This window comes from Cupriavidus sp. 01T418 (assembly GCF_056398885.1).
In genome coordinates this window covers 26,067-49,333 of record NZ_JBFTQG010000003.1, presented here as the reverse complement: position 1 = coordinate 49,333, position 23,267 = coordinate 26,067, and the positions used below count along the sequence as shown (strand labels likewise).

The 23,267-nt window shown below is 67.4% G+C and carries 22 protein-coding genes; 7 read left to right on the top strand and 15 right to left on the bottom strand.

Going from position 1 to position 23,267, the window contains the following annotated elements; genetic code table 11:
• Positions 1-2: 2 nt before the first annotated feature.
• The 7 genes from AC1DQ3_RS04380 to AC1DQ3_RS04350 all read right to left on the bottom strand — a co-directional run bounded on the left by AC1DQ3_RS04380 (position 3) and on the right by AC1DQ3_RS04350 (position 6,180).
• Complete coding sequence (locus tag AC1DQ3_RS04380; RefSeq protein WP_477118957.1) at positions 3-743, bottom strand: DUF969 domain-containing protein; 741 nt, start codon at positions 741-743, stop codon at positions 3-5.
• Between the two features lie 122 nt (positions 744-865).
• Positions 866-1,606 carry a 5-oxoprolinase subunit PxpA gene (gene pxpA / locus AC1DQ3_RS04375; protein WP_477118956.1) on the bottom strand — a complete coding sequence of 247 codons (741 nt, stop codon included), beginning with the start codon at positions 1,604-1,606 and terminating at the stop codon, positions 866-868.
• Between the two features lie 76 nt (positions 1,607-1,682).
• On the bottom strand, positions 1,683-2,711 hold the full coding sequence (locus AC1DQ3_RS04370) for a 5-oxoprolinase subunit C family protein (protein WP_477118955.1): 1,029 nt from the start codon (positions 2,709-2,711) through the stop codon (positions 1,683-1,685).
• A complete protein-coding gene (gene pxpB / locus AC1DQ3_RS04365; RefSeq protein WP_477118954.1) occupies positions 2,708-3,358 on the bottom strand; it encodes a 5-oxoprolinase subunit PxpB in 651 nt (216 codons plus the stop codon). The genes AC1DQ3_RS04370 and pxpB overlap by 4 nt, the downstream gene beginning before the upstream one ends.
• A gap of 497 nt (positions 3,359-3,855) precedes the next feature.
• Positions 3,856-4,851, bottom strand: coding sequence for a lipoyl synthase (lipA, locus tag AC1DQ3_RS04360; RefSeq protein ID WP_477118953.1), 996 nt, complete (start codon positions 4,849-4,851; stop codon positions 3,856-3,858).
• A 43-nt stretch (positions 4,852-4,894) separates the two neighbouring features.
• Positions 4,895-5,626, bottom strand: a complete 732-nt coding sequence (lipB, locus tag AC1DQ3_RS04355; protein WP_477118952.1) for a lipoyl(octanoyl) transferase LipB — start codon at positions 5,624-5,626, stop codon at positions 4,895-4,897.
• A 194-nt stretch (positions 5,627-5,820) separates the two neighbouring features.
• The gene (locus tag AC1DQ3_RS04350; RefSeq protein WP_477118951.1) at positions 5,821-6,180 is read right to left on the bottom strand and encodes a DUF2917 domain-containing protein; all 360 of its coding nucleotides are present in this window, start codon (positions 6,178-6,180) and stop codon (positions 5,821-5,823) included.
• Positions 6,181-6,397: 217 nt separating this feature from the next.
• Between AC1DQ3_RS04350 and AC1DQ3_RS04345 the strand changes: the two genes are divergently transcribed.
• A complete protein-coding gene (locus AC1DQ3_RS04345) occupies positions 6,398-7,357 on the top strand; it encodes a transcriptional regulator GcvA (protein ID WP_477118950.1) in 960 nt (319 codons plus the stop codon).
• Here the strand turns inward: AC1DQ3_RS04345 and AC1DQ3_RS04340 are convergent.
• From AC1DQ3_RS04340 to gatC, 7 genes are all read right to left on the bottom strand, one after another.
• Positions 7,354-8,532: a tyrosine recombinase XerC gene (locus tag AC1DQ3_RS04340; protein WP_477118949.1), complete on the bottom strand. Its 1,179-nt coding sequence runs from the start codon at positions 8,530-8,532 to the stop codon at positions 7,354-7,356. The two genes, AC1DQ3_RS04345 and AC1DQ3_RS04340, sit on opposite strands and share 4 nt — an antisense overlap.
• 40 nt (positions 8,533-8,572) lie before the next feature.
• Positions 8,573-9,241, bottom strand: coding sequence for a DUF484 family protein (locus AC1DQ3_RS04335; RefSeq protein ID WP_477118948.1), 669 nt, complete (start codon positions 9,239-9,241; stop codon positions 8,573-8,575).
• A gap of 186 nt (positions 9,242-9,427) precedes the next feature.
• Complete coding sequence (gene gatB, locus AC1DQ3_RS04330) at positions 9,428-10,888, bottom strand: Asp-tRNA(Asn)/Glu-tRNA(Gln) amidotransferase subunit GatB (RefSeq protein ID WP_477118947.1); 1,461 nt, start codon at positions 10,886-10,888, stop codon at positions 9,428-9,430.
• An 87-nt stretch (positions 10,889-10,975) separates the two neighbouring features.
• Positions 10,976-11,950, bottom strand: coding sequence for a dienelactone hydrolase family protein (locus AC1DQ3_RS04325; RefSeq protein WP_477118946.1), 975 nt, complete (start codon positions 11,948-11,950; stop codon positions 10,976-10,978).
• Complete coding sequence (locus AC1DQ3_RS04320; RefSeq protein WP_477118945.1) at positions 11,947-12,414, bottom strand: hypothetical protein; 468 nt, start codon at positions 12,412-12,414, stop codon at positions 11,947-11,949. The genes AC1DQ3_RS04325 and AC1DQ3_RS04320 overlap by 4 nt, the downstream gene beginning before the upstream one ends.
• A complete protein-coding gene (gene gatA, locus AC1DQ3_RS04315; RefSeq protein ID WP_477118944.1) occupies positions 12,411-13,916 on the bottom strand; it encodes an Asp-tRNA(Asn)/Glu-tRNA(Gln) amidotransferase subunit GatA in 1,506 nt (501 codons plus the stop codon). Before gatA ends, AC1DQ3_RS04320 begins: the two co-directional genes overlap by 4 nt.
• 93 nt (positions 13,917-14,009) lie before the next feature.
• Positions 14,010-14,309: an Asp-tRNA(Asn)/Glu-tRNA(Gln) amidotransferase subunit GatC gene (gene gatC, locus AC1DQ3_RS04310; protein ID WP_477118943.1), complete on the bottom strand. Its 300-nt coding sequence runs from the start codon at positions 14,307-14,309 to the stop codon at positions 14,010-14,012.
• A 669-nt stretch (positions 14,310-14,978) separates the two neighbouring features.
• Between gatC and AC1DQ3_RS04305 the strand changes: the two genes are divergently transcribed.
• The 6 genes from AC1DQ3_RS04305 to AC1DQ3_RS04280 all read left to right on the top strand — a co-directional run bounded on the left by AC1DQ3_RS04305 (position 14,979) and on the right by AC1DQ3_RS04280 (position 22,166).
• Positions 14,979-16,022 (top strand): rod shape-determining protein, encoded by a 1,044-nt coding sequence (locus AC1DQ3_RS04305; RefSeq protein ID WP_035859663.1) that lies wholly within the window; start codon positions 14,979-14,981, stop codon positions 16,020-16,022.
• A 205-nt stretch (positions 16,023-16,227) separates the two neighbouring features.
• Entirely contained in the window at positions 16,228-17,253 is a 1,026-nt protein-coding gene (mreC, locus tag AC1DQ3_RS04300; protein WP_477118942.1) for a rod shape-determining protein MreC, read from the top strand.
• Complete coding sequence (mreD, locus tag AC1DQ3_RS04295; RefSeq protein WP_477118941.1) at positions 17,250-17,762, top strand: rod shape-determining protein MreD; 513 nt, start codon at positions 17,250-17,252, stop codon at positions 17,760-17,762. The genes mreC and mreD overlap by 4 nt, the downstream gene beginning before the upstream one ends.
• A 70-nt stretch (positions 17,763-17,832) precedes the next feature.
• Positions 17,833-20,163 carry a penicillin-binding protein 2 gene (gene mrdA / locus AC1DQ3_RS04290; RefSeq protein ID WP_477118940.1) on the top strand — a complete coding sequence of 777 codons (2,331 nt, stop codon included), beginning with the start codon at positions 17,833-17,835 and terminating at the stop codon, positions 20,161-20,163.
• A 12-nt stretch (positions 20,164-20,175) separates the two neighbouring features.
• Positions 20,176-21,318 (top strand): rod shape-determining protein RodA, encoded by a 1,143-nt coding sequence (gene rodA / locus AC1DQ3_RS04285; RefSeq protein WP_477118939.1) that lies wholly within the window; start codon positions 20,176-20,178, stop codon positions 21,316-21,318.
• An 80-nt stretch (positions 21,319-21,398) separates the two neighbouring features.
• The gene (locus AC1DQ3_RS04280) at positions 21,399-22,166 is read left to right on the top strand and encodes a ParA family protein (RefSeq protein ID WP_477118938.1); all 768 of its coding nucleotides are present in this window, start codon (positions 21,399-21,401) and stop codon (positions 22,164-22,166) included.
• Between the two features lie 101 nt (positions 22,167-22,267).
• Here AC1DQ3_RS04280 and AC1DQ3_RS04275 read toward each other — a convergent pair whose 3' ends face one another.
• Positions 22,268-23,200 carry an alpha-E domain-containing protein gene (locus AC1DQ3_RS04275; protein ID WP_477118937.1) on the bottom strand — a complete coding sequence of 311 codons (933 nt, stop codon included), beginning with the start codon at positions 23,198-23,200 and terminating at the stop codon, positions 22,268-22,270.
• Between the last annotated feature and the right edge of the window lie 67 nt (positions 23,201-23,267).

Genomic DNA, 23,267 nt, shown 5'->3' with positions numbered 1-23,267 from the left:
GCTTACTCCCCGCTCTTGGCCGTGGCCGTCGTGCCGGCAGCGGCGGCGCCAGCCTTGCCGCCCACCTCGCGTTCCAGCCACATGTCCAGGCGCTTGAGGCGCACGGCGTGGATCAGGAAGGCGCAGATCGCGGTGGGGATGCCCCACACGGCGATACGCAGCGGTTCCACGTCGATGTTGGACGACAGCAGGAAGGTGTGCATCAGCGCGATGGCGCCGAAGGCCACGAAGATGTCCTCGCCGAAGAACAGGCCGACGTTGTCGGTGGCCGCGCAGAACGCCAGCACGCGCTGGCGCACCGGCTCGGGCAGCTTGCCAAAGCGGGTCTCGGCCGCACCCTCGGCCATCGGCGCCAGCAGCGGACGCACCATCTGCGGATGCCCGCCAAGGCTGGTCAGGCCCACCGCCGCGGTCAGCTCGCGCACGCCGAGGTAGACGATCAGCAGGCGTCCCACGGTGGCCGAGGCAATGCGCGAGATCCACGCCTGCGCGTGCTCGCGCAGCCCGTGCCGCTCGAGCAGCCCGATCACCGCCAGCGGCAGCAGGATGATGAGGGGCAGGTTGCGCGTCTTGACGAAGGCCGTGCCGATCGCAGTGAAGATCTGCATGACCGGCATGGTCGCGGCCAGCCCGGTGGCGATGGCGGCAAGCGCCACCACCATCATGGGATTGAAGCGCAGCACGAAGCCGAGGATGATGATGCCGACCCCGACTAGGGGCCAAAGATTGACTGCCTGTTCCATGAGAGACACCAATAGAGTGTGATGGAGGCGAACGCCATGCGTCGCGTCATGCTGCTCGACGTCGCGCGGGGCGCAGTGAAAGCCGGAAACCTGGGGGCGCGTCCGTTAGGTCCGCGAGCCCCTCAGTCTCCGGCGCGGATTGCGATGCCTTCGGCGCCGAGCCGCTCGCGGATGCGGCGCGCAAAAGCAAGCGCATGTGCGCCATCGCCGTGCAGACACACGGTTTCGGCACGGATCGGTACATAGCTGCCGTCGATGGCGCGCACGCGCTGCTCGCGCACCATCTGCAGGGTCTGGCCAAGCGCCACGTCTTCGTCGTCGTGCAGCGCGCCGGGCGTGCCGCGCTTGACCAGCGAGCCGTCGGGGTTGTAGCCGCGGTCGGCGAAGACTTCTTCCCTCACCTTGAGCCCGGCTTCGCGCGCCACCTTCACCATCACGCTGCCGGCCAGGCCGAAGAAGGCCAGGTCGGCATCGAAGTCGCGCACGGCGCGCACGATGGCATCGGCCAGCCGGGGATCTTTCGCGGCCTGGTTGTAGAGCGCGCCATGCGGCTTGACGTGGGCCAGCTGGCCGCCCTGCGCGCGCACCAGCGCGGCCAGCGCACCGATCTGGTAGAGGGTGTTCGCGTACACCACCTCCGGGTCCAGCTGCATCTCGGTGCGGCCGAAGTTCTCGCGGTCCGGATAGCTCGGATGGGCGCCGATGGCGACGCCCTGCTCCAGCGCCCACTTCACGGTCTGCAGCATGGTGGCGGGGTCGCCGGCATGCCAGCCGCAGGCCACGTTCGCCGAGCTGATCAGGCCAAGCAGTTCGCGGTCGTTGCCGCAGCCTTCGCCGAGGTCGGCATTCAGGTCGATATGCATTGCGTTGCTCCTCTTCGTGCGCTGTCCGGGGTTCGTCGGGTTCGTCGGGTTCGATTTGAACGGGGCTTCGCGCGGTTCAGGCCACGGCCACGTCCGCGCGGCTGCGCGTTCGGCGCCGTGCCGCGATCACCATGCCGTCGCCCTGCCACTTCAGCGCCCGGTGCACCTGCTGCAGATAGCGGTCCAGTGCGGCCTGGGCGGCGGCGGCCTCTTCCAGCGAGACATGCACGAAGCGTACCGGCGCGCCCAGCGGCACCTGCGCCAGCCGCCACAGGTCAGCGCCGATCACCACGCCGATCTTGGGATAGCCGCCGGTGGTCTGCGCGTCGGCCATCAGCACGATGGGCTGGCCGGCCGGCGGCACCTGCACCACGCCCGGCAGCACGCCGTGCGAGAGCAGGTCGGCCGCGCGTTCGGGCTGGCGGGCCAGCGCCGGACCTTGCAGGCGCAGGCCCATGCGGTTGCTGTTGGGGGTGACGATCCAGTCGGACTGCCACAGCGCCTCGTGCGCGGCGGCGTCGAAATCCTCGTACTCGATGCCGGGCAGCATGCGGATGGGCACCGCATCGCCCAGCTTTTTCACCGGCAGCGCCCAGGCCGGGGCCTGCACGCCCAGCCAGTCGCTGTCCTCGGCCACGCCGGGGCGGCCGGCATCGAGACGGTCGCCTTCGCACAAGGCACGGCCGCCGAGACCGCCGAAACCGGCCTTGAGGTCAGTGCTGCGCGAGTCCATCACGGGCGCCACGGCAATGCCGCCCGCCACGCACAAATAGGTACGGGTGCCGCCCTGCGCTGCCGACAGCGTCAGCGTTTCGCCGCGGCGCACGTCGAAGGCATGCCATGACCACACCGACACGCCGTCCAGGTTGGCCCGGCAGTCGGTGCCGCTTAGCGAGACGCGCATGTCGGCGTGAAAGCGCACGGCGGCGCGGCCCAGCGTGAATTCGATGGCGGCGTCGCCCGCCGGATTGCCGAGCAGGCGGTTGCCGATGGTGAGCGCGACCGTATCGAGCGCACCCGCGGTGCCCACGCCGAAGCGGCGAAAGCCGGGACGGCCGAGGTCCTGGATCGAGGCGAGCGCGCCGGGACGAATGATCTCGATCATGGCAGCAGCGCCTCGACGACAAAGCGCACGGTATCGCCCGGCGCAAACAAGGAAGGCGGATCGCGGTCTGCCACGAAGAGCTCGCTGGCAGTGTGTCCGATCAGTTGCCAGCCGCCGGGGGCGGCGGCCGGGTAGATGCCGGTCTGCTCGCCGCCGATGCCGACCGAGCCGGCCGGCACCGACAGCCGCGGCTCGCGCCGGCGCGGCGTGGCCAGCGCCGGGTCCATGCCGCCCATATAGGCGAAGCCGGGCTGGAAGCCGAGGAAGTAAACGACGTACTCGCCTTCGCTGTGGCGGCGCACCACCTCCTGCGCCGTGAGGCCGGTATGCGCGGCCACATCGGCCAGGTCGGGGCCGAATTCGCCGCCGTAGCGCACCGGGATCTCGACCAGCCTGCCTGTCGCCGCGCGCGCCTCGCCCGAGGCCCAGGCGAGCTTCAGGTTGCGTTCCAGCGCTTCGGGATCGGCATCGCGGTCGAACACCACGGTGAGGTTGTTCATGCCCGGCACCGCATCCACCACGCCGCGCCATTCGGCCGCGCGCTGGGCCATGGCCCAGATACGTCTCTGTACAGCAAGCGAGGCGGGCGGCGGGACGCTGCACAGCAGCGCGCGCTCGGCCAGGCGGTGAACGGAACATCGGGTCATGGGAGGCACTGGCAAGTGGACACTGTATTGCAGTGTAGGCGGACGCACCGGACTTGGTCAGGGGCGCCGCCGGCTGCAACCCGGTCCGTGGCAACAATGTTTTTTCATCGACGTTTTGTCGATAAATTCATGATAACTAAACAAGAAGATGCTGGGGCTAGGTGTAGACCCTAGGATTTTTCCGGTGCGGTGTCGTGCGTGACGAACCCTGCGCCCCGCCCTGGTGCGGTCGGGCGAAGCCGCGAATGCCTCCGGTGCAGGAGCGCTCGGGAGGGCTCTCCCCTTGCGCCGATCCGGTGCGATTCCGGTGCGATTCCGGTGCGATTCCGCTGCGCGCGGGTTCTGCCGCAAGGGTGCGGGCGAAACAAGAAATATCAGGAAAGCAGGCGGGCCGTGGCGTGCATGCAACGCCAGGAGCGTCGGCGGCGAATGCCGCAGGCGAAAAAAAACCGGCCGCGTGGTTAAGCGGCCGGTCGGACTACAGGCAGCCAGGCGGCTCAGGCGAAGCCGGCCTTATGCGCCTGCTCGTCCGCGTGGTATGAGCTGCGCACCATGGCGCCCACGGCGGCATGGGTGAAGCCCATCTTGTACGCCTCGGCCTCGAACATCTTGAAGGTGTCCGGATGCACGTAGCGCATCACCGGCAGGTGGTGGCCCGACGGCGCCAGGTACTGGCCGATGGTCAGCATGTCGATGTCGTGGGCGCGCATGTCGCGCATGACTTCGAGGATTTCCTCGTCGGTCTCGCCCAGGCCCACCATCAGGCCCGACTTGGTGGCCACGGTGGGATTGCGGCGCTTGAACTCCTGCAGCAGCTTGAGCGAGTGCGCGTAGTCGGCGCCCGGGCGTGCCTGCTTGTACAGGCGGGGCACGGTTTCCATATTGTGGTTCATCACGTCCGGCGGGCCGGATTGCAGGATGTCCAGCGCCTTGTCCAGGCGTCCGCGGAAGTCCGGCACCAGCACTTCGATGCGGGTGGCCGGCGACAGCTCGCGGGTCAGCGTGATGCAATCGACAAAGTGCTGGGCACCGCCGTCACGCAGGTCGTCGCGGTCGACGCTGGTGATCACCACGTAGTTGAGCTTGAGCTGGGCGATGGTGCGCGCCAGGTTGCCCGGCTCGTTCACGTCGAGCGGATCGGGACGGCCGTGGCCCACGTCGCAGAACGGGCAGCGGCGGGTGCACTTGTCGCCCATGATCATGAAGGTCGCGGTGCCCTTGCCGAAGCATTCGCCGATGTTCGGGCAGCTCGCTTCCTCACATACCGTCACCAGGTTGTTGGCGCGCAGGATGTCCTTGATCTCGTAGAAGCGCGAACTGCCGGTGGCCGCCTTGACACGGATCCATTCGGGCTTCTTGAGCTTCTCGGCGGGGACGATCTTGATGGGAATGCGGGCGGTCTTGTCGGCCGACTTCTGCTTGCGGGTCGGGTCGTACTGCTCCGCCTGGGGTTGCGGGGCTTCGCTGGAAGTGACGATCAGGGCGTCGCTCATAGTGTTCTCCGCACGCGCGCTGCGTGCATATTCGGCTGGATGACTAAGTGGCCAGGGCCGCGGCGGTGTTCCGGTCGGCTGCCAGGGCGCGCTCTTGCGCCGCTGCCAGCACCTCGCACAACGCCGCCGCAAGGCGCCGCGCGATATCGGCTTGTTGTGCCGCGGTCACGGGCAGGCGGGACGCGCCAGCCGCATCGGCCACCGCGACGGTGGCGCCCGCCGTTGCCATGTCGACCGTTTCCAGGCCGGCATAGCCGCAGGGGTTGATGCGCAGGAAGGGCGCGAGGTCCATCTGCACGTTGAGGCTGACGCCGTGATAGCTGCAGCCATTGCGGATCTTGAGGCCGAGCGCGGCGATCTTGGCACCCTGGTGCGGACCATCGCAAAGATAGATACCAGGCGCGCCGGGCTTGCGTTCGGCTGCGAGATTATACGCCGCGAGCGTGTCCAGCACGGCTTGCTCGATCGCATGGACAAGCTCGCGGACCATCAGGCGGCGCCGGCGCAGATCGAGCAGCAGATAGGCGACGACCTGCCCAGGACCGTGATAAGTGATTTGTCCTCCACGATCGATCCGCACCACGGGGATCGCCTCGTCGGGGGCCAGCAGGTGCGCGGGATCGCCCGCCTGGCCGAGGGTGTAGACCGGAGGATGCTCGACCAGCCAGATCTGGTCGGGGGTATCGGCGGTGCGTGCGGCGGTAAAGGCACGCATCGCGTCAAAACAGGGCGCGTACTCTTGCCGGCCCTGGTCGATGACTTGTATCGGTTGCATCCCGGCAGTTTAACGAAAAGGGGCGGATCTCACAGGAGACCGCCCCATTTTTGCCTTCGGCTTACCTCGTGCCTGCCTGGTCGCGTTCGTCGGATTCGTCGCGTTCGTCACGTTCGCCGGCACAGGGCGCCGGCCGCGCATGAACCAGCCGCAGATGGCCGCGTGCGCGGTCATCCACGTCCGGCCCCGCCGGTTCAGGATGCCGTGATCTGGTCCTGGTTGGCCGTCCATTCGGTGCCTCGAACCAGACGCCGCGCCATGCGTGCCACCAGGTGCGTCAGGTTGACGGCGGGCCGGCGGGCTTCGGCTATCAGTGCCAGGCGAACCGGCTCGGCCGCACGCGGATCCACGCTCACCGTGATTTCATCGCCGCTGGCAAGCAGCAGGCTGCCGCCGCAACGCAGCCAGTAATCTTCCGAATCGCCTTCGCGGGTCAGCCAGACATCGGTTCCGGTGGCCTCTTCCACGCGCAGGCGCTGGGCGGCATGGATCGAAAGCGAGGTAACTTCGCCCGGGCTCAGGGTGAACAGGGTCGTTGTGAGCAATGTCTTCATTTTGGGCATCCTTCAACTGGCATCGCCGCTTGCGCGCCCGCTTGCCCGAAATGGGCTGCCGCCGATCACACACGCCTTGCCAGGCTATGCTGCTACGGGACCGGATCGGTGCGGGTCGAACGCCGATGCATTGCATTCTAGTGATTGCCGGCGCGCTTCCAAAACGATATATTTTCCTTGTTCTTGTTAGATAAACTCACATAAGACGAGGTCGGTGATGGCGTTGAAGGGTGCATGGGAGAGAGAATTGCCACGTGGCTGGCATCGCGAACTGCCGCGCCTGCCGCCGCTGACCGCGCTGCGCGCCTTCGAGGCCGCCGCCCGCCACGAGAGCTTCTCGCGCGCGGCCACCGAACTGTTCGTCACCCACGGCGCCGTCAGCCACCAGGTCCGCGCACTGGAGGAAGAACTGGGCCAGGCGTTGTTCGAGCGCAACGGCAAGCGTGTCAGCCTGACGCCCGGCGGCCGCGCCTACGCCGGACGCGTGCGCGAAGCGCTGCTGGAGATCGCCGATGCCACGCGGGCGCTGCAGGCTGGCAACCGCGACAAGCGCCTGACCATCAGCACCATGCCGTCCTTCGCCGCGCGCTGGCTCACGCCGCGCATCGGCAGCTTTATCGAACGGCACCCCGAACTCGACGTGGAGTTGCTGTCGTCCAACACGCTGGTGGATTTCGCGCGCGAGGAAGTCGATATCGCACTGCGCATGGGCGGCGGAGACTATCCCGGCCTGTATGTGGAGAAGCTGCTCGACGATGTGTTCTTCCCCGTCTGCAGCCCGGCCTTCAACGGCGGCAAGCTGCCCGCGCGCCCGCAGGAGATGAAAGGCCTGCCGCTGCTGCGCGGCGAGGGCGACCCATGGAAGCCGTGGTTCGAAGCCGCCGGACTGGACTGGCCGGAGCCGCGCAAGGGCCTGCTGCTGGAAGACTCCTCGCTGCTGCTGCAGGCGGCTGCGGCAGGCCAGGGCATTGCGCTGATCCGCTCCTCGCTGGCCTATAACGACCTGCTGTCGGGACGCGTGGTGCGGCTCTTCGATGTCAGCATCACCTGCCCCTGGCTGCTCTACTTCGTCTGCTCGACCAGCATGCTGGAGGCGCCCAAGGTGAAAGCCTTCCGTGCCTGGCTGCTGCCGGAGATGGAAGCGTTCCGCGCCATCCTGGCGCAGTGGGAAGGCTAGTCGTCCTTGCCGTCTTCCGTGTCTTCCCTGTCTTTGCTGTCGTCGACGGTCTTCGGCGCAGCGGTCGGCGCAGGCGCTGCATGCGCCCTGCCCGCGCGCGGGTGCGCCTTGTCGTAGACCTTGGCCAGATGCTGGAAATCCAGCGCGGTATAGATCTGGGTGGTGGCCACGCTGGCATGGCCGAGCATCTCCTGCACCGCGCGCAGGTCGCCCGAGGATTGCAGCACATGGGTGGCAAAGGAGTGCCGCAGCATGTGCGGATGCACGTCGGTGGGCACGCCGGCCCGGATCGCCTGCTGCTTGATGCGCAGCTGCACGGTGCGCACGGGCAGGCGCCGCCCGCGCACGTTCAGGAACAATGCATGCGCGTCTGCCGGCGCCGAGCCGGCGCGCAGCATCTCCGCGCGCACCGCCAGCCACCCGCGCAGGGCCTCCATCGCCTTGCTGCCGACGGGCACGGTGCGGCGGCGCGAGCCCTTGCCGATCACCGTGACTTCGGCACCGTCCATATCGATCCAGCCGGCGGAGCGGTATTCGCCGTCCTCGGTATAGCGATGATCCAGTTGCACCAGCTCCGATACGCGCAGGCCGCTGGAGTAGAACAACTCGTAGACGGCCTGGTCGCGCCGGCCCTCGTTGTCCTCGCCAGCACTATGCGAGACCAGCGCCACCGCATGCTCCACCGACAAGGCCTTGGGCAGCCGTTGCCCGGACCTGGGCGCGCGCACGCCATCGACCGGATTGGCCTCGACCCCCAGGCCATGGCGCGCAGCCCACAGGTAGAAACCACGCCATGCCGACAGCGTGCGGGCGATGCTGGTGCCGGCCAGGCCGCCACCGTGCAGGCGCGCGGCAAAGCCGCGGATATGGTGGGTCTGCAGCGCCAGCAGCGCGCAGCCCGGCGCATGGCGCTCGGCGTGCGCCTGCAGCACCGACAGGTCGCGGGCGTAATTGGTCAGGGTGTGCGCCGCCAGCTTGCGGCTGCCGGACAGCCATTCCAGGTAGCGCAAGACCACCGGGTCGGGCACCGGCTTGTCCTGGGGCTGCGCCGGGGCGTCCCGGCGTGCACGGGACTTCGCGGCGTCCCCTGCCGTCTTGCGCGCGGCAGGCTTCGTGGCGGGAGGCGCCGCTGCCTTGCGTGGCCGCGCGGCCCCGGGCGGGCGGGTTCCCGTCATTGCCAGGCCACGGTCATGCCATTGCGGCGCATCGCCCGGCTCAGTCGCGCAGCCGGTTCAGCGCGGCGCCGGCCACTTCGCCGATCTGGGCCAGGTAGGCCGTACCCATGCCCTCATGGAAGCGCCGCGGCTCGGGCGAACCCAGCACCAGCAGGCCAAAGGCCGCGCCGAGGGTGCCGGCTTCGCGCACGGGCGCGCGCAGCGTCACCATGGCCAGCGAGACGATCTCGGCGTGCTCCAGCCAGCCAGCCGCCTCGAAGCCGCTGTTGGCGCCGCAATACGGCGCGCGCAGGCCCTCGGCGAACAGGCGCACGTCCTCGCTCGCGCCCTGGGCCACTTCCATATGCGCGTAGCTTGCGGCCACATTCCACAGCTTGAGGGCCACGCCGGGCACCTCGAACACTTGCTGCAGGCCGTCCTGCACCGCATAGGGCAGTGCATGGGAATCCACCTCGGCCAGCAGGCGCAGTTGCCAGGCATGCATGCGCTGCTGGGTGCGGTCGTTGTCATGGCCGTGGCGGACGAGGTCCGCCAGCCTCAGCTCCAGGCCTTTGTTCTTCTCGCGCAGGATTTCCATCTGGCGCTCCTGCAGCGACACCGCCCGGTGGCTGTGCGGGCTGGTGAGCTGCACCGCGGCCAGCAACTCGGCGTTGTCTTCGAAGAACTGGGGATTGGACTGCAGGTAGGAGGCAACTTCTTGGGCGTTCATTGGCTTCAACCAGGATGTTTGGGGGGCAGTGTAGCAAAGGTGACGGCGTGCTTTGGGGGGCTGAGTCGGCTTTCGGGCCCAAGAACAAGACTGTTGGCTTTAGTGCTCGCGTTTGGGCTTCGATCCGGGCGGCGTTGGCTTTTTGCACCCGGCAGCCAACGCCGACCAAAGACAGCGAAGAGCCCCTTACGCCCCCAGCTTCTTCTTCAGCAGCTCATTGACCTGGGCCGGGTTGCCCTTGCCCTTGGTCGCCTTCATGGCCTGGCCCACCAGCGCGTTGAACGCCTTTTCCTTGCCGGCGCGGAATTCCTCGACCGACCTGGCGTTGGCGGCCAGTACGTCATCGATGATCTTTTCCAGTTCGCCCGAGTCGGACATCTGCTTCAGCCCCTTGGCCGCGATGATGGCGTCGGCGTCGCCACCTTCCTCGCCGGCCCACATGGCCGGGAAGACATCCTTCTTGGCGGTGTTGTTGGACACCGTGCCGTCGGCGATGCGCACCAGCAGTCTGGCCAGTTGCGCCGGCTTGACCGTGGCCGCCTCCAGCGCGATGCCTTCCCGGTTGAGCAGCGAGGACACGTCGCCCATCAGCCAGTTGGCGGCAGGCTTGGCGTTGGCCGCGCCGGCTTCGGCGACCACGGCTTCGAAGTAGCTGGCGAGCGACTTGGACGCCGTCAGCACGCTGGCATCGTAGGCAGACAGGCCGTATTGCGATACCAGGCGCGCCTGCATGGCGGCCGGCAGCTCCGGCAGTTCGCTCTTCACGCGGTCGATCCAGGCTGCATCGATCTCCAGCGGCAGCAGGTCTGGGTCGGGGAAGTAGCGGTAGTCGTGCGCGTCTTCCTTGGTGCGCATGGCGCGCGTCTCGCCAGTATCCGGGTCGAACAGCACGGTGGCCTGCTGGATCTCGCGGCCGTCCTCGATCTCGGCGATCTGCCACTGGACTTCATAGTCGATGGCCTGTTGCAGGAAACGGAAGGAGTTCAGGTTCTTGATCTCGCGGCGCGTGCCCAGCCTGGGGCTGCCGTAGGGGCGCACCGACACGTTGGCGTCGCAGCGGAAGCTGCCTTCCTGCATATTGCCGTCGCAGATGCCCAGCCACATCACCAGCGCGTGCAGGGCCTTGGCGTAGGCCACGGCTTCGGCGCTGCTGCGCATGTCGGGCTCGGTGACGATTTCCAGCAGCGGGGTGCCGGCACGGTTCAGGTCGATGCCGGTCTTGCCCGCGAAGTCCTCGTGCAGCGACTTGCCTGCGTCTTCCTCGAGGTGGGCGCGCGTGAGCTGCACGGTCTTCTCGTAGGTCTCGCCCTTCTTGCCCTCGACCTGGATGCTGATGCTGCCGCCCTGCACCACCGGGATCTCGTACTGGCTGATCTGGTAGCCCTTGGGCAGGTCGGGGTAGAAGTAATTCTTGCGCGCGAAGATGCTGCGCGGCGCGATGGTGGCGCCGATCGCCAGGCCAAACTGGATGGCGCGCTCGACCGCGCCGCGGTTGAGCACCGGCAGCACGCCCGGCAGCGCCAGGTCAACCGGCGAGGCTTGCGTGTTGGGCGCCGCGCCGAAGGCGGTGGAGGTACCGGAGAAAATCTTGGAGGCCGTCGACAACTGCGTGTGCGTCTCGAGGCCGATCACCACTTCCCATTGCATGGCGGTATTCCTGTTCGTGTGCTGTATGTGTTGCTACGTGTTTGCTACGTGTTTGCTATGTGTGGCTATCTGTTGCTACATGTTCTTTCACGGATTCGGGCTGGCCAGCCACCAATCCAGTTGCGCCTGCGCCGCAGCGCGCGCGACCCTGTCGCCGCTGCTGCCGCCCACGGTCACGCCCTGGCCGGGCCGCGTGCCGTTGGGCGCATCGCGCCGCACCCGCGGCTCGCCGGTGCCGTCAAAGCCGTGACGCGCGCCAGGGTAGATCTCCAGGCGGAAGCGTGCATCGGGCTGGCGCGCCGCAACCGCCTCGCGCAACATGGCGCAGCGGGTGGCCGGGGTCCAGTCGTCGGCGCCACCTGTCAGCAGCAGCAACGGCGTGCGCAGGCGGTATTCGTGCCGCTGCACGGCACGCTTGCAGCCAGGATAAAAAGCCACGGCGCGCTCGATGGCCGGTACGCCCGCTGGCCAGTCGCGGCTGGCGTCGATGGTGCTGAGCACCGCCTGCGCACCGTTGGACCAGCCCAGCAGCACGATGCGCGCCTTGTCGACGCCGGGTTGCCGCGCGAGCCATTGCAGCGCGGCCAGGACATCGCCGCGCCGCGCTTCGTCGTCGATGTCGCGCCCGGCCACCGGTTCGGTGCAGATACCCTGCGGCTTGCCGCGCGGGCCGAAGCTGTCGGGCAGCAGCACCGCGTAGCCGCGCGCGGCGAGCCATTGCACGTATTCGCGGTAGCTCCCCTGCAACGCCGCGGCATCCGCGCCGCCGCCCTGGTAGAGCCCGGCGCAGCCATGCAGCGCAATCACCACCGGCAATGGCCGGACCGGTGCCTCCGCGCCGCGCTGCGGCACAAACCAGTAGGCACTGAGCGGCTTGCCCTTGCCGGCACCGGGGAAATGCACCATCTGCGCCGGCGGCATGGCGCGCATGCCTTGCGCCGGCACGGTTGCCTGCACCAGCGCGGCATGGCTTGCCAGCACCAGGGCGCAGGCGCCCAGGCAGAGGGCGCGCACGCAAGCGGCGAGTCCTGGCATGGCCATGGGCAGGCTGAGCGGGTTCATCGGGTCTGCGCGCAGCCGCCGGTGCCAGGCTCGAACATCACCGGCCAGGCTTCCTCATAGATGCCCGCCGAGCAGCGCGCCTCGCAATTGGCATGCGCCAGCGTGACCCGGCGCGGATCCTGCCAGACCATCAGCTTGCAGGCGCTGCCGTCGTTGGCGCGCAACTCGATATGCGGCTTCTTCTTCGTCTGGCGGAATTCGGCCAGGTTGAAGCTGCACGAGCCGCGCTTGCCCACCCACAGCTTCCACGACAACTGCTGCACGCTGTTGTCCACCACGCGCAGCTGGGCGTCCTCGCGGAAGCCGTCTTCCTCGGTGCGGCGGCAATCGCCGGCCAGGTCGATGTCGCGGCTGGCGATCGGCGTGGGCCCGCCGCCGAAGCGCGGCAGCGGAATGCAGGCCGCCACGGCGGCAGCCAGCCCCATGCCGAGCGCGAGCCGAACCAGCCAGCGCCGCGCCGTCATGCCGTGGCGGGCCGGCGCAGGTGCCAGTCCGTCGCCTGCTGGAAGGCGTGCGCCGTCTGCAGCAGCTCGGCCTCGCCGAAGTAGTTGCCGATCAGCTGCAGGCCAACCGGCATGCCGCCTTCGCCCAGCCCGCAGGGCACGCTCATGCCGGGCAGCCCGGCCAGGCTGGTCGACAGCGTGAAGATGTCGGCCAGGTACATCTGCACCGGGTCGGCGCTCTTCTCGCCGAGCTTCCACGCCACGGTGGGCGCCACCGGGCCCATGATCACGTCGCACTGGGTAAAGGCGCGCTGGAAATCGTCGGCGATGATGCGGCGGATTTTCTGCGCCTGCAGGTAGTACGCGTCGTAGTAGCCGTGCGACAGCACGTAGGCGCCCACCATGATGCGGCGCTTGACCTCCGGGCCGAAGCCTTCCGCGCGGGTCTTCTTGTACATGTCCATCAGGTCGCGGTACCCGGCGGCGCGATGGCCGTAGCGCACGCCGTCGAAGCGCGACAGGTTGGACGAGGCCTCGGCCGGCGCGATCACGTAGTACACGGGGATCGACAGCTCGGTCTTGGGCAGCGACACCTCGACCAGCGTGGCGCCCAGCTTCTCGTATTCGGCCAGCGCGGCGCGCACGGCCTGCTCCACGTCCGCGGACAGGCCCTTGCCGAAGTACTCGGCCGGCAGGCCGATGCGCAGGCCGGACATCGGCCTTTCGGCACTGGCGCCGATGCGCGGCTTGCCCAGCAGGCGGGTGTAGTCCTCGTCGACGCCGCCCTGGGCGGGGGCGAGGCTGGTGGAGTCGCGCGCGTCGAAACCGGCCATGGCGCCCAGCAGCATGGCGCAGTCCTCGGCGCTGTGCGCCATCGGGCCACCCTGGTCGAGCGAGGAGGCGAAGGCGATCATGCCGTAGCGCGACACGCGGCCATAGGTGGGCTTGATGCCGGTGATGCCTGAGAACGAGGCCGGCTGGCGGATCGAGCCGCCAGTGTCGGTGCCGGTGGCGGCGGGCGCCAGGCCGGCCGCCACGGCGGCGGCGGAACCGCCCGAAGAGCCGCCCGGCACGCGGCTGACGTCCCAGGGGTTCCTGACCGCGCCGAAGTGCGAGTTCTCGTTGGACGAGCCCATCGCGAACTCATCCATATTGGTCTTGCCCAGCGTGACCATGCCAGCGGCGCCGAGGCGCTCGACCACGGCGGCGTCGAACGGGCTTTCGTAGTTGGCGAGCATGCGCGAGCCGGCCGTTGCGCGCCAGCCACGTGTGACGAACACGTCCTTGTGGGCGATCGGCACGCCGGTCAGCGGGCCGGCTTCGCCGCGCGCGCGGCGCTCGTCGGCGGCACGGGCCTGCGCCAGCGTGAGTTCGGAGTTGACGTCGACAAAGGCGTTGAGCGCGGCGGCCTGCTCGATGCGGGCCAGGTAATCGCGCGCCAGTTCTTCGGCGGAGACGGTACGTGCCGCCAGCGCGTCGGAGAGCTCGCGCAGGGAAGTCACGGAAGAGACGGAAAAGGACATGTCGGTCGGTTTGGCTTGGCAGGTGATGGCTGCCGGCGCAGCCTGGGGCGGCGCGACGCAGCCGCTGGTTCTAGGGCCGGTGTGCGATGACCTTTATTCGATGACCTTGGGCACCAGGTAGAGGCCGCCCTCGGTGGCCGGGGCGGGACGCTGGTAGTCCTCGCGGCGGTTCGGCTCGGTCGCGACATCGTCGCGCAACCGCTGTGACATCTCGCGCACAGCGGACAGCGGGTGGGCCAGCGGCACGATGCCGGTGGTGTCGACCGCCTGCATCTGTTCGACCAGGGAGAAAAATTGATTGAGCTGCACAAGCGTCTGCCCGGCCTCGTCATCGTTGATTTCGATGCGGGCAAGGTGGGCGATGCGCTTGACGTCGGATAGGTCGAGAGCCATGGCTTGGGGTCGGTGCGAAAGGCGATGCGGGCGCGGCCGGGGCGGGCTGGCGGGCAAGTGATGCCGGGGGCGCCCGGGAATCGTCAAGGTTACAAGGTTTATTCGAGGAAGAAGCCCCCGAAACAGGGGGAATTATAAGGTATCATTGCGCGTTGCCATCTTTTGGCAGCGCCTTCGTCACATTAGTGCACATTGGTGCAAAACCGCGTGCTGCGGAGCTTTGTAGGGCACCCGATGGTCCCCGCGAGCGCCCTGTCGCAGCATTTGGCAGTATTCGGCAGCACTGGCCACATCGCCAGGCCGCCAGCCAGCGGTGCAGGATGGAAGGCCTGCAAGGGATGCAGACAGGTTCCTCCGATTAGACCGCCCCCGCCAGCAATTAATTTGTAATAGCGGCGCCGTTCCAGCGAACTTTCGCGCGTGGTCTAATCAAAGGTTCCCGTACAGGCCGTTTCCGCCCACGGGCGAGGCGGTCCTGGTTGGCGGCTCCGGCCCTGCCGGACCGCATCGACAGCGGGCTGGCAACGGCGCCGGCCTCACCTGACAACCGGACGACCGGGGGCCTTAATACTACCCGTCGGCTACCCGTCGCAATGCATATCTTGGCTGGCCCCGCAGCGGCGCCGGCCACTTCGCATACACGCGCACCACCAGAAAACAGGATTCCTGATGTTCGGATTTCTCCGCAGCTACTTCTCCAACGATCTCGCGATCGACCTTGGCACCGCCAACACCCTGATCTACATGCGCGACAAGGGCATCGTCCTTGACGAGCCGTCCGTGGTCGCGATTCGCCAGGAAGGCGGGCCCAACGCCAAGAAGACCATCCAGGCGGTCGGCAAGGAAGCCAAGCAGATGCTGGGCAAGGTGCCGGGCAACATCGAGGCCATCCGCCCGATGAAAGACGGCGTGATCGCCGACTTCACCGTCACCGAGCAGATGCTCAAGCAGTTCATCAAGATGGTGCACGACACCAAGCTGCTGCGCCCCTCGCCGCGCATCATCATCTGCGTGCCGTGCGGCTCGACCCAGGTCGAGCGCCGCGCCATCCGCGAATCGGCGCTGGGCGCCGGCGCCAGCCAGGTGTACCTGATCGAGGAGCCGATGTCGGCCGCGATCGGCGCCGGCCTGCCCGTGTCCGAGCCGTCCGGCTCGATGGTGGTGGATATCGGCGGCGGCACCACCGAGGTGGGCATCATCTCGCTGGGCGGCATGGTCTACAAGGGTTCGGTGCGCGTGGGCGGCGACAAGTTCGATGAGGCCATCGTCAACTACATCCGCCGCAACTACGGCATGCTGATCGGCGAGCAGACCGCCGAAGCCATCAAGAAGGCCATCGGTTCGGCCTTCCCCGGCTCCGAAGTCCGCGAAATGGAAGTCAAGGGCCGCAACCTGTCCGAAGGCATCCCGCGTGCCTTCACGGTGTCGTCCAATGAAATCCTGGAAGCCCTGACCGATCCGCTGAACCAGATCGTCTCGGCCGTCAAGATAGCGCTGGAACAGACCCCGCCGGAACTCGGCGCCGACATCGCCGAGCGCGGCATGATGCTGACCGGCGGCGGCGCGCTGCTGCGCGACCTGGATCGCCTGCTGGCCGAGGAAACCGGCCTGCCGGTGCTGGTGGCGGAAGACCCGCTGACCTGCGTGGTGCGCGGCTCCGGCATGGCGCTCGAACGCATGGACAAGCTCGGCAGCATCTTCTCTTACGAATAGCCAGTAAGCAGAGGAATCGCTCGTGGCGCAACGCGGCCTGCCGGACTGCCTGGTCGGTGCCGCACCGCGCCGCGCCGTCCTCCCGACCCGGCCCGACCCCGGGCACCGCGCCACGGCGCGCCGCGCCAGCCGCCAGGGCTGGCGTTGCATGCCGGCATCGCCGTGCCTCCGGGGCCGGGGGACCTTTCTGCCAGCGCACGGGTAAATGGATTACACTCCGCCGCCGCTCTTCAAGCAGGGCACTTCCGCCGTCGCGCGCCTCGTCTTCTATGTGACGATCGCGCTGGCGCTGCTCATCGTCGATGCGCGCTTTGACGCCCTGCGCGTGGTGCGCCAGGTTGCCGCCACCGTGCTGATGCCGGTCGAGCGTACCGTGCTGGTGCCGCGCGACGCGCTGCGCGCCACGTTCGACTACGCCCAGTCATCGGCCGCGCTGGCCAGCGAGAACCGCGACCTCAGGCGCCGCATGGTAACCGAGGCCGATGGCTCGGTGCGCCAGTCCCAGCTCGAAGCCGAGAACAGCCAGCTGCGCAAGCTGCTTGGCCTGGTGCAGCAGTCGGCCACGCCGGTGACGGCGGCCGAGATCCTGTACGACGCCCGCGACCCCTACAGCCAGCGCATCGTGATCGACCGCGGCAGCCAGCACGGCCTGCGCGCGGGCTATCCCGTGATCGACGAACGCGGCGTGATCGGCCAGGTCACGCGGGTTTCGCCGTTCCAGTCGGAAGTCACGCTGCTGACCGACAAGGAGCAGGCCATCCCCGTGCAGGTGGTGCGCAACGGCTTGCGCAGCGTGGCCTTCGGCGGCGCCCGCGCCGGCCTGCTGGACCTGCGCTTCATGGCCGCCTCGGCCGACCTGCAGCAGGGCGACCTGCTGGTGACCTCGGGCCTGGACGGCACCTACCCGCCCGGCCTGCCGGTGGCCAGGATCGTGCAGATCGAGCGCAAGGCCGAGACCGCCTTCCTGCGCGTGTACTGCGAACCGGTGGCCGGTGTGCGCTCGCACCGCCAGTTGCTGGTGATCCGCTACGAAGCCCAGCTGCCGCCGCGCGAGTCCATCGACGGCCCGCGCGACGCCAAGGAAGCCAGGACCGTCCGGGCCGACCGGCCTGGCGTCAGGGACGCCGAACGCGCGGACGGGAAACCATCCGCGAAGCCCGCGGCAAAGCCGGCCGAGAAGCCCGCCGGGAAGCCGGCGGAAAAGCCCGCTGACAAGGAGGCCAAGCGTTGACCAATCCCCAATACCTGTTGCGCCCGGTCAACCCCGCGTTTATCGCGCTGAGTTTCATGCTGGCCTTCCTGTTCAACCTGATGCCCTGGGGCACCACGCTGTGGATCCCCGACATGGTGGCGCTGGTGCTGGTGTTCTGGAACATCCACCAGCCGCGCAAGGTCGGCATGGGCGTGGCGTTCGCGCTCGGCCTGCTGATGGACGTGCATGACGCGCGCCTGCTGGGCGAGCATGCCATGGCGTACTCGCTGCTGGCGTACTTCGCCATCACCATCCATCGCCGGGTGCTGTGGTTCACCGTCTATACCCAGGCGCTGCACGTGCTGCCGCTGCTGTTCGTGGCCCATGCGGTGCCGGTGGTGATCCGCCTGGCCATGGGCGCGCCGCTGCCGGGCTGGCAGTTGCTGCTGGCGCCGGGCATCGAGGCGCTGCTGTGGCCGCTGGCCACCAGCATGCTGCTGGCGCCGCAGCGCCGCAGTGCCGACGTGGACGAAACCCGGCCGATCTGAGCTCTACCTCCAACCGAGTCCCGCCGCGCCCCAACGGGTGCGCGGCAAACCGCAAGGCTGACGCAGCACCATGACCGAAATACGCAATGTCGAACAGGAGCTCGGCCGCTTCCGCATCCGCGTAGCGGCCGCGGGCCTGTTTGCCGTGATCTGCTTCGGCCTGCTGTTCACGCGCTTCCTCTGGCTGCAGTGGTACAAGCATGACCAATACTCGGCCAAGGCCGAGGACAACCGCATCTCGGTGGCGCCGATCGAGCCCAACCGCGGCATCATCATGGACCGCAACGGCGTCGTGCTGGCGCGCAACTATTCCGCCTACACGCTGGAAATCACGCCGTCCAAGCTGTCCGATACGCTCGACAACACCATCGAGGAACTGTCCAGGCTGATCGACATCCAGCCGCGCGACCGCCGCCGCTTCAAGCGGCTGATGGAAGAATCGCGCAGTTTCGAGAGCCTGCCGATCCGCAGCCAGCTCACCGATGAGGAGGTGGCGCGCTTCTCCGCGCAGCGCTTCCGCTTTGCCGGCGTGGACGTGCGCGCCCGCCTGTTCCGCCAGTACCCGATGGGCGAGTCCGCCTCGCACGTGATCGGCTACCTGGGCCGCATCTCGCAGCACGACCAGGAACGCATCGAGGCCATGGACGAGGCCAACAGCGCCGAAGGCGCCAAGTACGATCCGCGCAAGGACGCCGACAACTACAAGGGCTCCAACTACATCGGCAAGATCGGCCTCGAGCAGAGCTACGAGACCGAGCTGCACGGCCTGACCGGCTTCGAGGAAGTGGAAGTGAGCGCGGGCGGGCGCCCCATCCGCACGCTGTCCACCTCCCCCGCCACGCCCGGCAACAACCTGATCCTGTCGCTCGACATCCGCCTGCAGCAACTGGCCGAGGCGCTCTTCGGCGACAAGCGCGGCGCGCTGGTGGCGATCGAGCCGAGCACCGGCGACATCCTGGCCTTTGTCTCCAAGCCGACCTTCGACCCCAACCTGTTCGTCGAAGGCATCGACACCAATACCTGGAACGAACTCAACGGCTCGCCCGACAAGCCGCTGCTGAACCGCCCGCTGCGCGGCACCTACCCGCCCGGCTCCACCTACAAGCCGTTCATGGCGCTGGCGGCACTCACCACCGGCAAGCGCACCGCGGCCTGGGGCTTCCACGATCCGGGCTCGTTCACGCTGGGCAACCATACCTTCCGCGACGACAAGCCCGGCGGTCACGGCTGGGTGGACATGAATGCATCCATCGTGCAGTCGTGCGATACCTACTACTACATGCTGGCGCGCGACATGGGCGTCAACGCCATCCACGACTTCATGAAGCCGCTGGGCTTCGGCCAGATCACCGGCATCGACATCGAAGGCGAGAGCCGCGGCATCCTGCCGTCGACCGAATGGAAGCAGCGCGCCTACCGCAAGCCCGAGCAGCGGAAATGGTATGACGGCGAAACCATCTCGCTGGGGATCGGCCAGGGCTATAACAGTTTCACCATCCTGCAACTGGCCAACGCTGTCTCCATCCTGGTCAACAACGGCACCGCGATGAAGCCCCACCTGGTCAAGGCGGTGGAGGATTCGATCAGCCGCGAGCGCGAGCTGACCGTGCCCAAGGAAAGCTACCGGCTGCCATTCAAGCAAGCCGATATCGACGTGATCAAGCGCGCCATGGTCGGCGTGACGCATTCGGGCACGGCTGCCCGCGCCTTTGCCGGCGCCGCCTACGAGTCTGCCGGCAAGACCGGCACCGCGCAGACCTTCACGATGGGCAAGAACGAGAAGTACAACCACCACGCGCTGGACGAGCGCAAGCGCGACCATGCGCTCTACACCGCATTCGCCCCCGCCGACAATCCCAGGATCGCGCTGGCAATGATCGTGGAAAACGCCGGCTTCGGTGGCGCGATCGCCGCGCCGATCGCGCGCAAGGTGCTGGACTACTACCTGCTGGGCAAGTGGCCGGAAGAATTGGCGAGCATCGCCCCGCCCGCGTCCGAGCGCGCCGGCGGCAAGCCGCCCGTAGATACGCCCAGCGTATTCACCACCGGCCGCACCGCCAGCATCGCCAGCGCCACGGTGATGGGCGCCAGCGAAGCCGCCGCCACCAGCGAAGGCGCCAGCGCGCCGGCGGCGCGCGTGGCAAGCCGTGCCGCATCCGCCGCCGCCGCGCCCGCATCCGCCGTGCTGGCGCCGGTGATCGATCCCGCCGCCATCCCGCCGGCCTCGGCAGTGCAAACGCTGGACGCGCGCATGGCGCTGGCCCTTGGCCACAGCCATCCGGCACCGGCACCAGCCTCGGCCCCGGCCCCGGCTACGCCGGCCGTCGGCCCCGCCAGTTCCAAACCCCGCGCCAAGCCGGCAACCGCGCCTGCCGCGGCCGGCGGCAACGCTTCACGCTGAAGGAGACGCGCCATGGATCGCCGCCGCGTCCTATCGTTCATCAAGACGGCCGTGACCGGCTTCGACAAGCCGCTCGCGCTGATCGTCTTCCTGCTGTTCGCCACCGGCATCGTGGCGCTCTACTCCGCCGCCATCGACATGCCCGGCCRGGTCGAGGACCAGTTGCGCAACATCCTGCTGTCTTATGTGGTGATGCTGGTCATTGCTTACCTGCCAACCCAGAAGCTGATGCGGGTGGCGGTGCCGCTCTATACGGTAGGCGTGGCCCTGCTGGTCGCGGTGGCCATGTTCGGCCTGATCCGCAAGGGCGCGCGGCGCTGGCTCTACGTCGGCATGGTGATCCAGCCCTCCGAGATCATGAAGATCGCCATGCCGCTGATGCTGGCGTGGTACTTCCAGAAGCGGGAGGGTGCGGTCAGGTGGTACGACTTTGCGCTGGCCATGGTGCTGCTCCTTGTACCCGTCGGCCTGATCGCCAAGCAGCCCGACCTGGGCACCGGCCTGCTGGTGATGGCCGCCGGCCTCTATGTGATCTATTTCGCCGGCCTGTCGTGGAAGATCATCCTGCCGTTGCTGGTGGCCCTGGTGGTTGCCGTTACGGCGCTGGTCACCTTCGAAAACGATATGTGCGCGCCGGGCGTGAGCTGGCCGGTGCTGCACGACTACCAGCAACACCGCATCTGCACGCTGCTGGATCCCACCACCGACCCGCTTGGCAAGGGCTTCCACACCATCCAGTCCATCATCGCCATCGGCTCCGGCGGCGTCTTCGGCAAGGGCTGGCTGAAGGGCACCCAGACGCACCTGGAATTCATCCCGGAAAAACACACCGACTTTATCTTCGCGGTGTTCTCGGAGGAATTCGGCCTGATCGGCAACGCGGTGCTGCTGGTGCTGTACCTGCTGCTGATCTTCCGCGGGCTGTACATCGCGGCCAACGCGCCGACACTGTTCTCGCGGCTGCTGGCGGGGGCGATCACGCTGATCTTCTTCACCTACGCCTTCGTCAACATGGGGATGGTGAGCGGCATCCTGCCCGTGGTGGGAGTGCCATTGCCGCTGATGAGCTATGGCGGAACGGCGCTGGTGACGCTGGGGATGGGGATCGGGATCCTGATGAGTATCTCGCGTCAGAAAAGGCTGATACAAACGTAGGTTGTCGTGCGATTTGCGCGCTGATGACACCTTGCTAAGGTATCCTCCTTGCTTTGGAACATTCACATCCAAGGGCTCAAATGCGGCGCGTCGTATTCAATCAGAAGGGCGGTGTCGGCAAGTCGACCATCGTTTGCAACCTGGCGGCCATCAGTGCCAGCGAAGGCCTGCGCACCCTGGTCATCGACCTGGATGCGCAAGGCAATTCCAGCCAGTATCTGCTCGGCGCGCAGGCCGCGCAGGCCACCCCGACCGTGGCCGACTTCTTCGACACCGCGCTGACTTACAGCTTCAAGCCGGTCGAAGTCACGTCGTTCATCCACGCCACGCCCTTCGAAAAACTCGATGTGATGCCCGCGCACCCCGAGCTCGACGCGCTCCACGGCAAGCTGGAGTCCCGCTACAAGATCTACAAGCTGCGCGATGCGTTGGTCGAACTGGAAGCGGTGTATGACGCCATCTACATCGACACGCCGCCGGCCTTGAATTTCTACACCCGCTCCGCGCTGATCGCCGTCGAACGTTGCCTGATTCCGTTCGACTGCGACGACTTCTCGCGCCGCGCGCTTTATACGCTGCTCGACAATGTGAAGGAGATCCAGCATGACCACAATGCGGATCTGGAGGTCGAGGGGATCGTGATCAACCAGTTCCAGCCCCGGGCCAGCCTGCCGTTGCAGCTGGTTGAGGAGCTGGTCAGCGAGGGGTTGCCGGTGCTGAATTCAAGGCTGTCTTCGTCGGTGAAGATCCGGGAGTCGCATCAGCATGCGATGCCGATGATTCATCTGGATCCGCGGCATAAGCTGGCGCTGGAGTATCTGGCTCTGCATCGGGAGCTGGTGGGGTAACTGGGGGTAACCGGGGATAACCGTTTTCCGCACCTGGCCCGTTCGGCCGTCATCGGAGCCGGCAGGGGAACGCGTATCAGCATCGCGAGCGCCCGCCCTGCTCACGCCCCCTTCATCAGGAAATCCCGGCTGACCCCACCACCCAGATCATGGATCCTGCGCAGGAAATCACTGAGCCATCCATGAATCCCGACGGAAAAAATATCCTCGATCCGCGTGAACCTGAGTTCGGCATGCAGCTTTCCCGCCCGCCGCTCGGTCTCCCCTGACTGCGCGTTACGCACCTGCGCCAGCAGCGAAACCACTTCCCGCAGGCTGGCCGCGAGCGAGCGCGGCATATCGGGATGCACGATCAGCAGTTCCGCCACGCGTTCCGGCGTGACCACCGAGCGATAGACCTTGCGGTACATCTCCAGCCCCGACACCGAGCGCAGCACCGCCGCCCATTGGTAGAAGTCGTCCTGCTGCCGACCCAGGTCGGTAGCCTGGAACTTCACGTCGAGAATGCGCGCGGTGTTATCGGCCCGTTCCAGGAACGTGCCCAATCGCATGAAGCAATAGGCTTCGTCCTTGAGCATGGTCCCGGCTTCCACGCCGCGCGTCAAATGAGAGCGAAACTTCACCCATTCGAAGAACTGCGCCGGATCGTGCCGCAGGATGCCTTCGGCAACCATTTGCTGCACATCGAGCCAGGTGGTATTGATGGTCTCCCACAGCGGCGTGGTGAGCGCCCCGCGCACGGCGCGGGCGTTTTCGCGGGCGGCGCGCAGGCACGACATGATCGACGCCGGGTGGCTCAGGTCGCGGACCATGAAGTCGATCACTTCGTCGTGTACCACCGCGCCGTGGTGCGCGCCGAATACCGGCGTGAGTTCGGTCACGTCGAGCATTGCCAGCCAGCCTTGATGGGCCACGTCGGGCGACTGCGGCAACATCGAGGCCTGGTAGTTGACGTCGAGCATGCGGGCGGTGTTCTCCGCGCGCTCGGTGTAGCGGGCCATCCAGAACAGATGGTCGGCGGTGCGGCTTAGCATGATGATTCCCCCCTTTCCTCGACAAGCCCAGGCTACCGACAAGCAATTGGCTTGCCAGCCGCCGAGG

What these genes read in the sequence shown, in the direction of transcription:
- AC1DQ3_RS04280 (WP_477118938.1), top strand. Translation starts at nt 21,399, where the DNA reads ATGCGGCGCGTCGTATTCAATCAGAAGGGCGGTGTCGGCAAGTCGACC.
- gatC (WP_477118943.1), bottom strand. Translation starts at nt 14,309, where the DNA reads ATGGCTCTCGACCTATCCGACGTCAAGCGCATCGCCCACCTTGCCCGC.
- AC1DQ3_RS04320 (WP_477118945.1), bottom strand. Translation starts at nt 12,414, where the DNA reads ATGACGGCGCGGCGCTGGCTGGTTCGGCTCGCGCTCGGCATGGGGCTG.
- AC1DQ3_RS04340 (WP_477118949.1), bottom strand. Translation starts at nt 8,532, where the DNA reads ATGACGGGAACCCGCCCGCCCGGGGCCGCGCGGCCACGCAAGGCAGCG.
- AC1DQ3_RS04305 (WP_035859663.1), top strand. Translation starts at nt 14,979, where the DNA reads ATGTTCGGATTTCTCCGCAGCTACTTCTCCAACGATCTCGCGATCGAC.
- AC1DQ3_RS04325 (WP_477118946.1), bottom strand. Translation starts at nt 11,950, where the DNA reads ATGAACCCGCTCAGCCTGCCCATGGCCATGCCAGGACTCGCCGCTTGC.
- gatA (WP_477118944.1), bottom strand. Translation starts at nt 13,916, where the DNA reads ATGTCCTTTTCCGTCTCTTCCGTGACTTCCCTGCGCGAGCTCTCCGAC.
- lipB (WP_477118952.1), bottom strand. Translation starts at nt 5,626, where the DNA reads ATGCAACCGATACAAGTCATCGACCAGGGCCGGCAAGAGTACGCGCCC.
- pxpA (WP_477118956.1), bottom strand. Translation starts at nt 1,606, where the DNA reads ATGCATATCGACCTGAATGCCGACCTCGGCGAAGGCTGCGGCAACGAC.
- AC1DQ3_RS04370 (WP_477118955.1), bottom strand. Translation starts at nt 2,711, where the DNA reads ATGATCGAGATCATTCGTCCCGGCGCGCTCGCCTCGATCCAGGACCTC.
- AC1DQ3_RS04380 (WP_477118957.1), bottom strand. Translation starts at nt 743, where the DNA reads ATGGAACAGGCAGTCAATCTTTGGCCCCTAGTCGGGGTCGGCATCATC.
- mrdA (WP_477118940.1), top strand. Translation starts at nt 17,833, where the DNA reads ATGACCGAAATACGCAATGTCGAACAGGAGCTCGGCCGCTTCCGCATC.
- lipA (WP_477118953.1), bottom strand. Translation starts at nt 4,851, where the DNA reads ATGAGCGACGCCCTGATCGTCACTTCCAGCGAAGCCCCGCAACCCCAG.
- AC1DQ3_RS04275 (WP_477118937.1), bottom strand. Translation starts at nt 23,200, where the DNA reads ATGCTAAGCCGCACCGCCGACCATCTGTTCTGGATGGCCCGCTACACC.
- mreC (WP_477118942.1), top strand. Translation starts at nt 16,228, where the DNA reads ATGGATTACACTCCGCCGCCGCTCTTCAAGCAGGGCACTTCCGCCGTC.
- AC1DQ3_RS04350 (WP_477118951.1), bottom strand. Translation starts at nt 6,180, where the DNA reads ATGAAGACATTGCTCACAACGACCCTGTTCACCCTGAGCCCGGGCGAA.
- AC1DQ3_RS04345 (WP_477118950.1), top strand. Translation starts at nt 6,398, where the DNA reads ATGGCGTTGAAGGGTGCATGGGAGAGAGAATTGCCACGTGGCTGGCAT.
- AC1DQ3_RS04335 (WP_477118948.1), bottom strand. Translation starts at nt 9,241, where the DNA reads ATGAACGCCCAAGAAGTTGCCTCCTACCTGCAGTCCAATCCCCAGTTC.
- pxpB (WP_477118954.1), bottom strand. Translation starts at nt 3,358, where the DNA reads ATGACCCGATGTTCCGTTCACCGCCTGGCCGAGCGCGCGCTGCTGTGC.
- gatB (WP_477118947.1), bottom strand. Translation starts at nt 10,888, where the DNA reads ATGCAATGGGAAGTGGTGATCGGCCTCGAGACGCACACGCAGTTGTCG.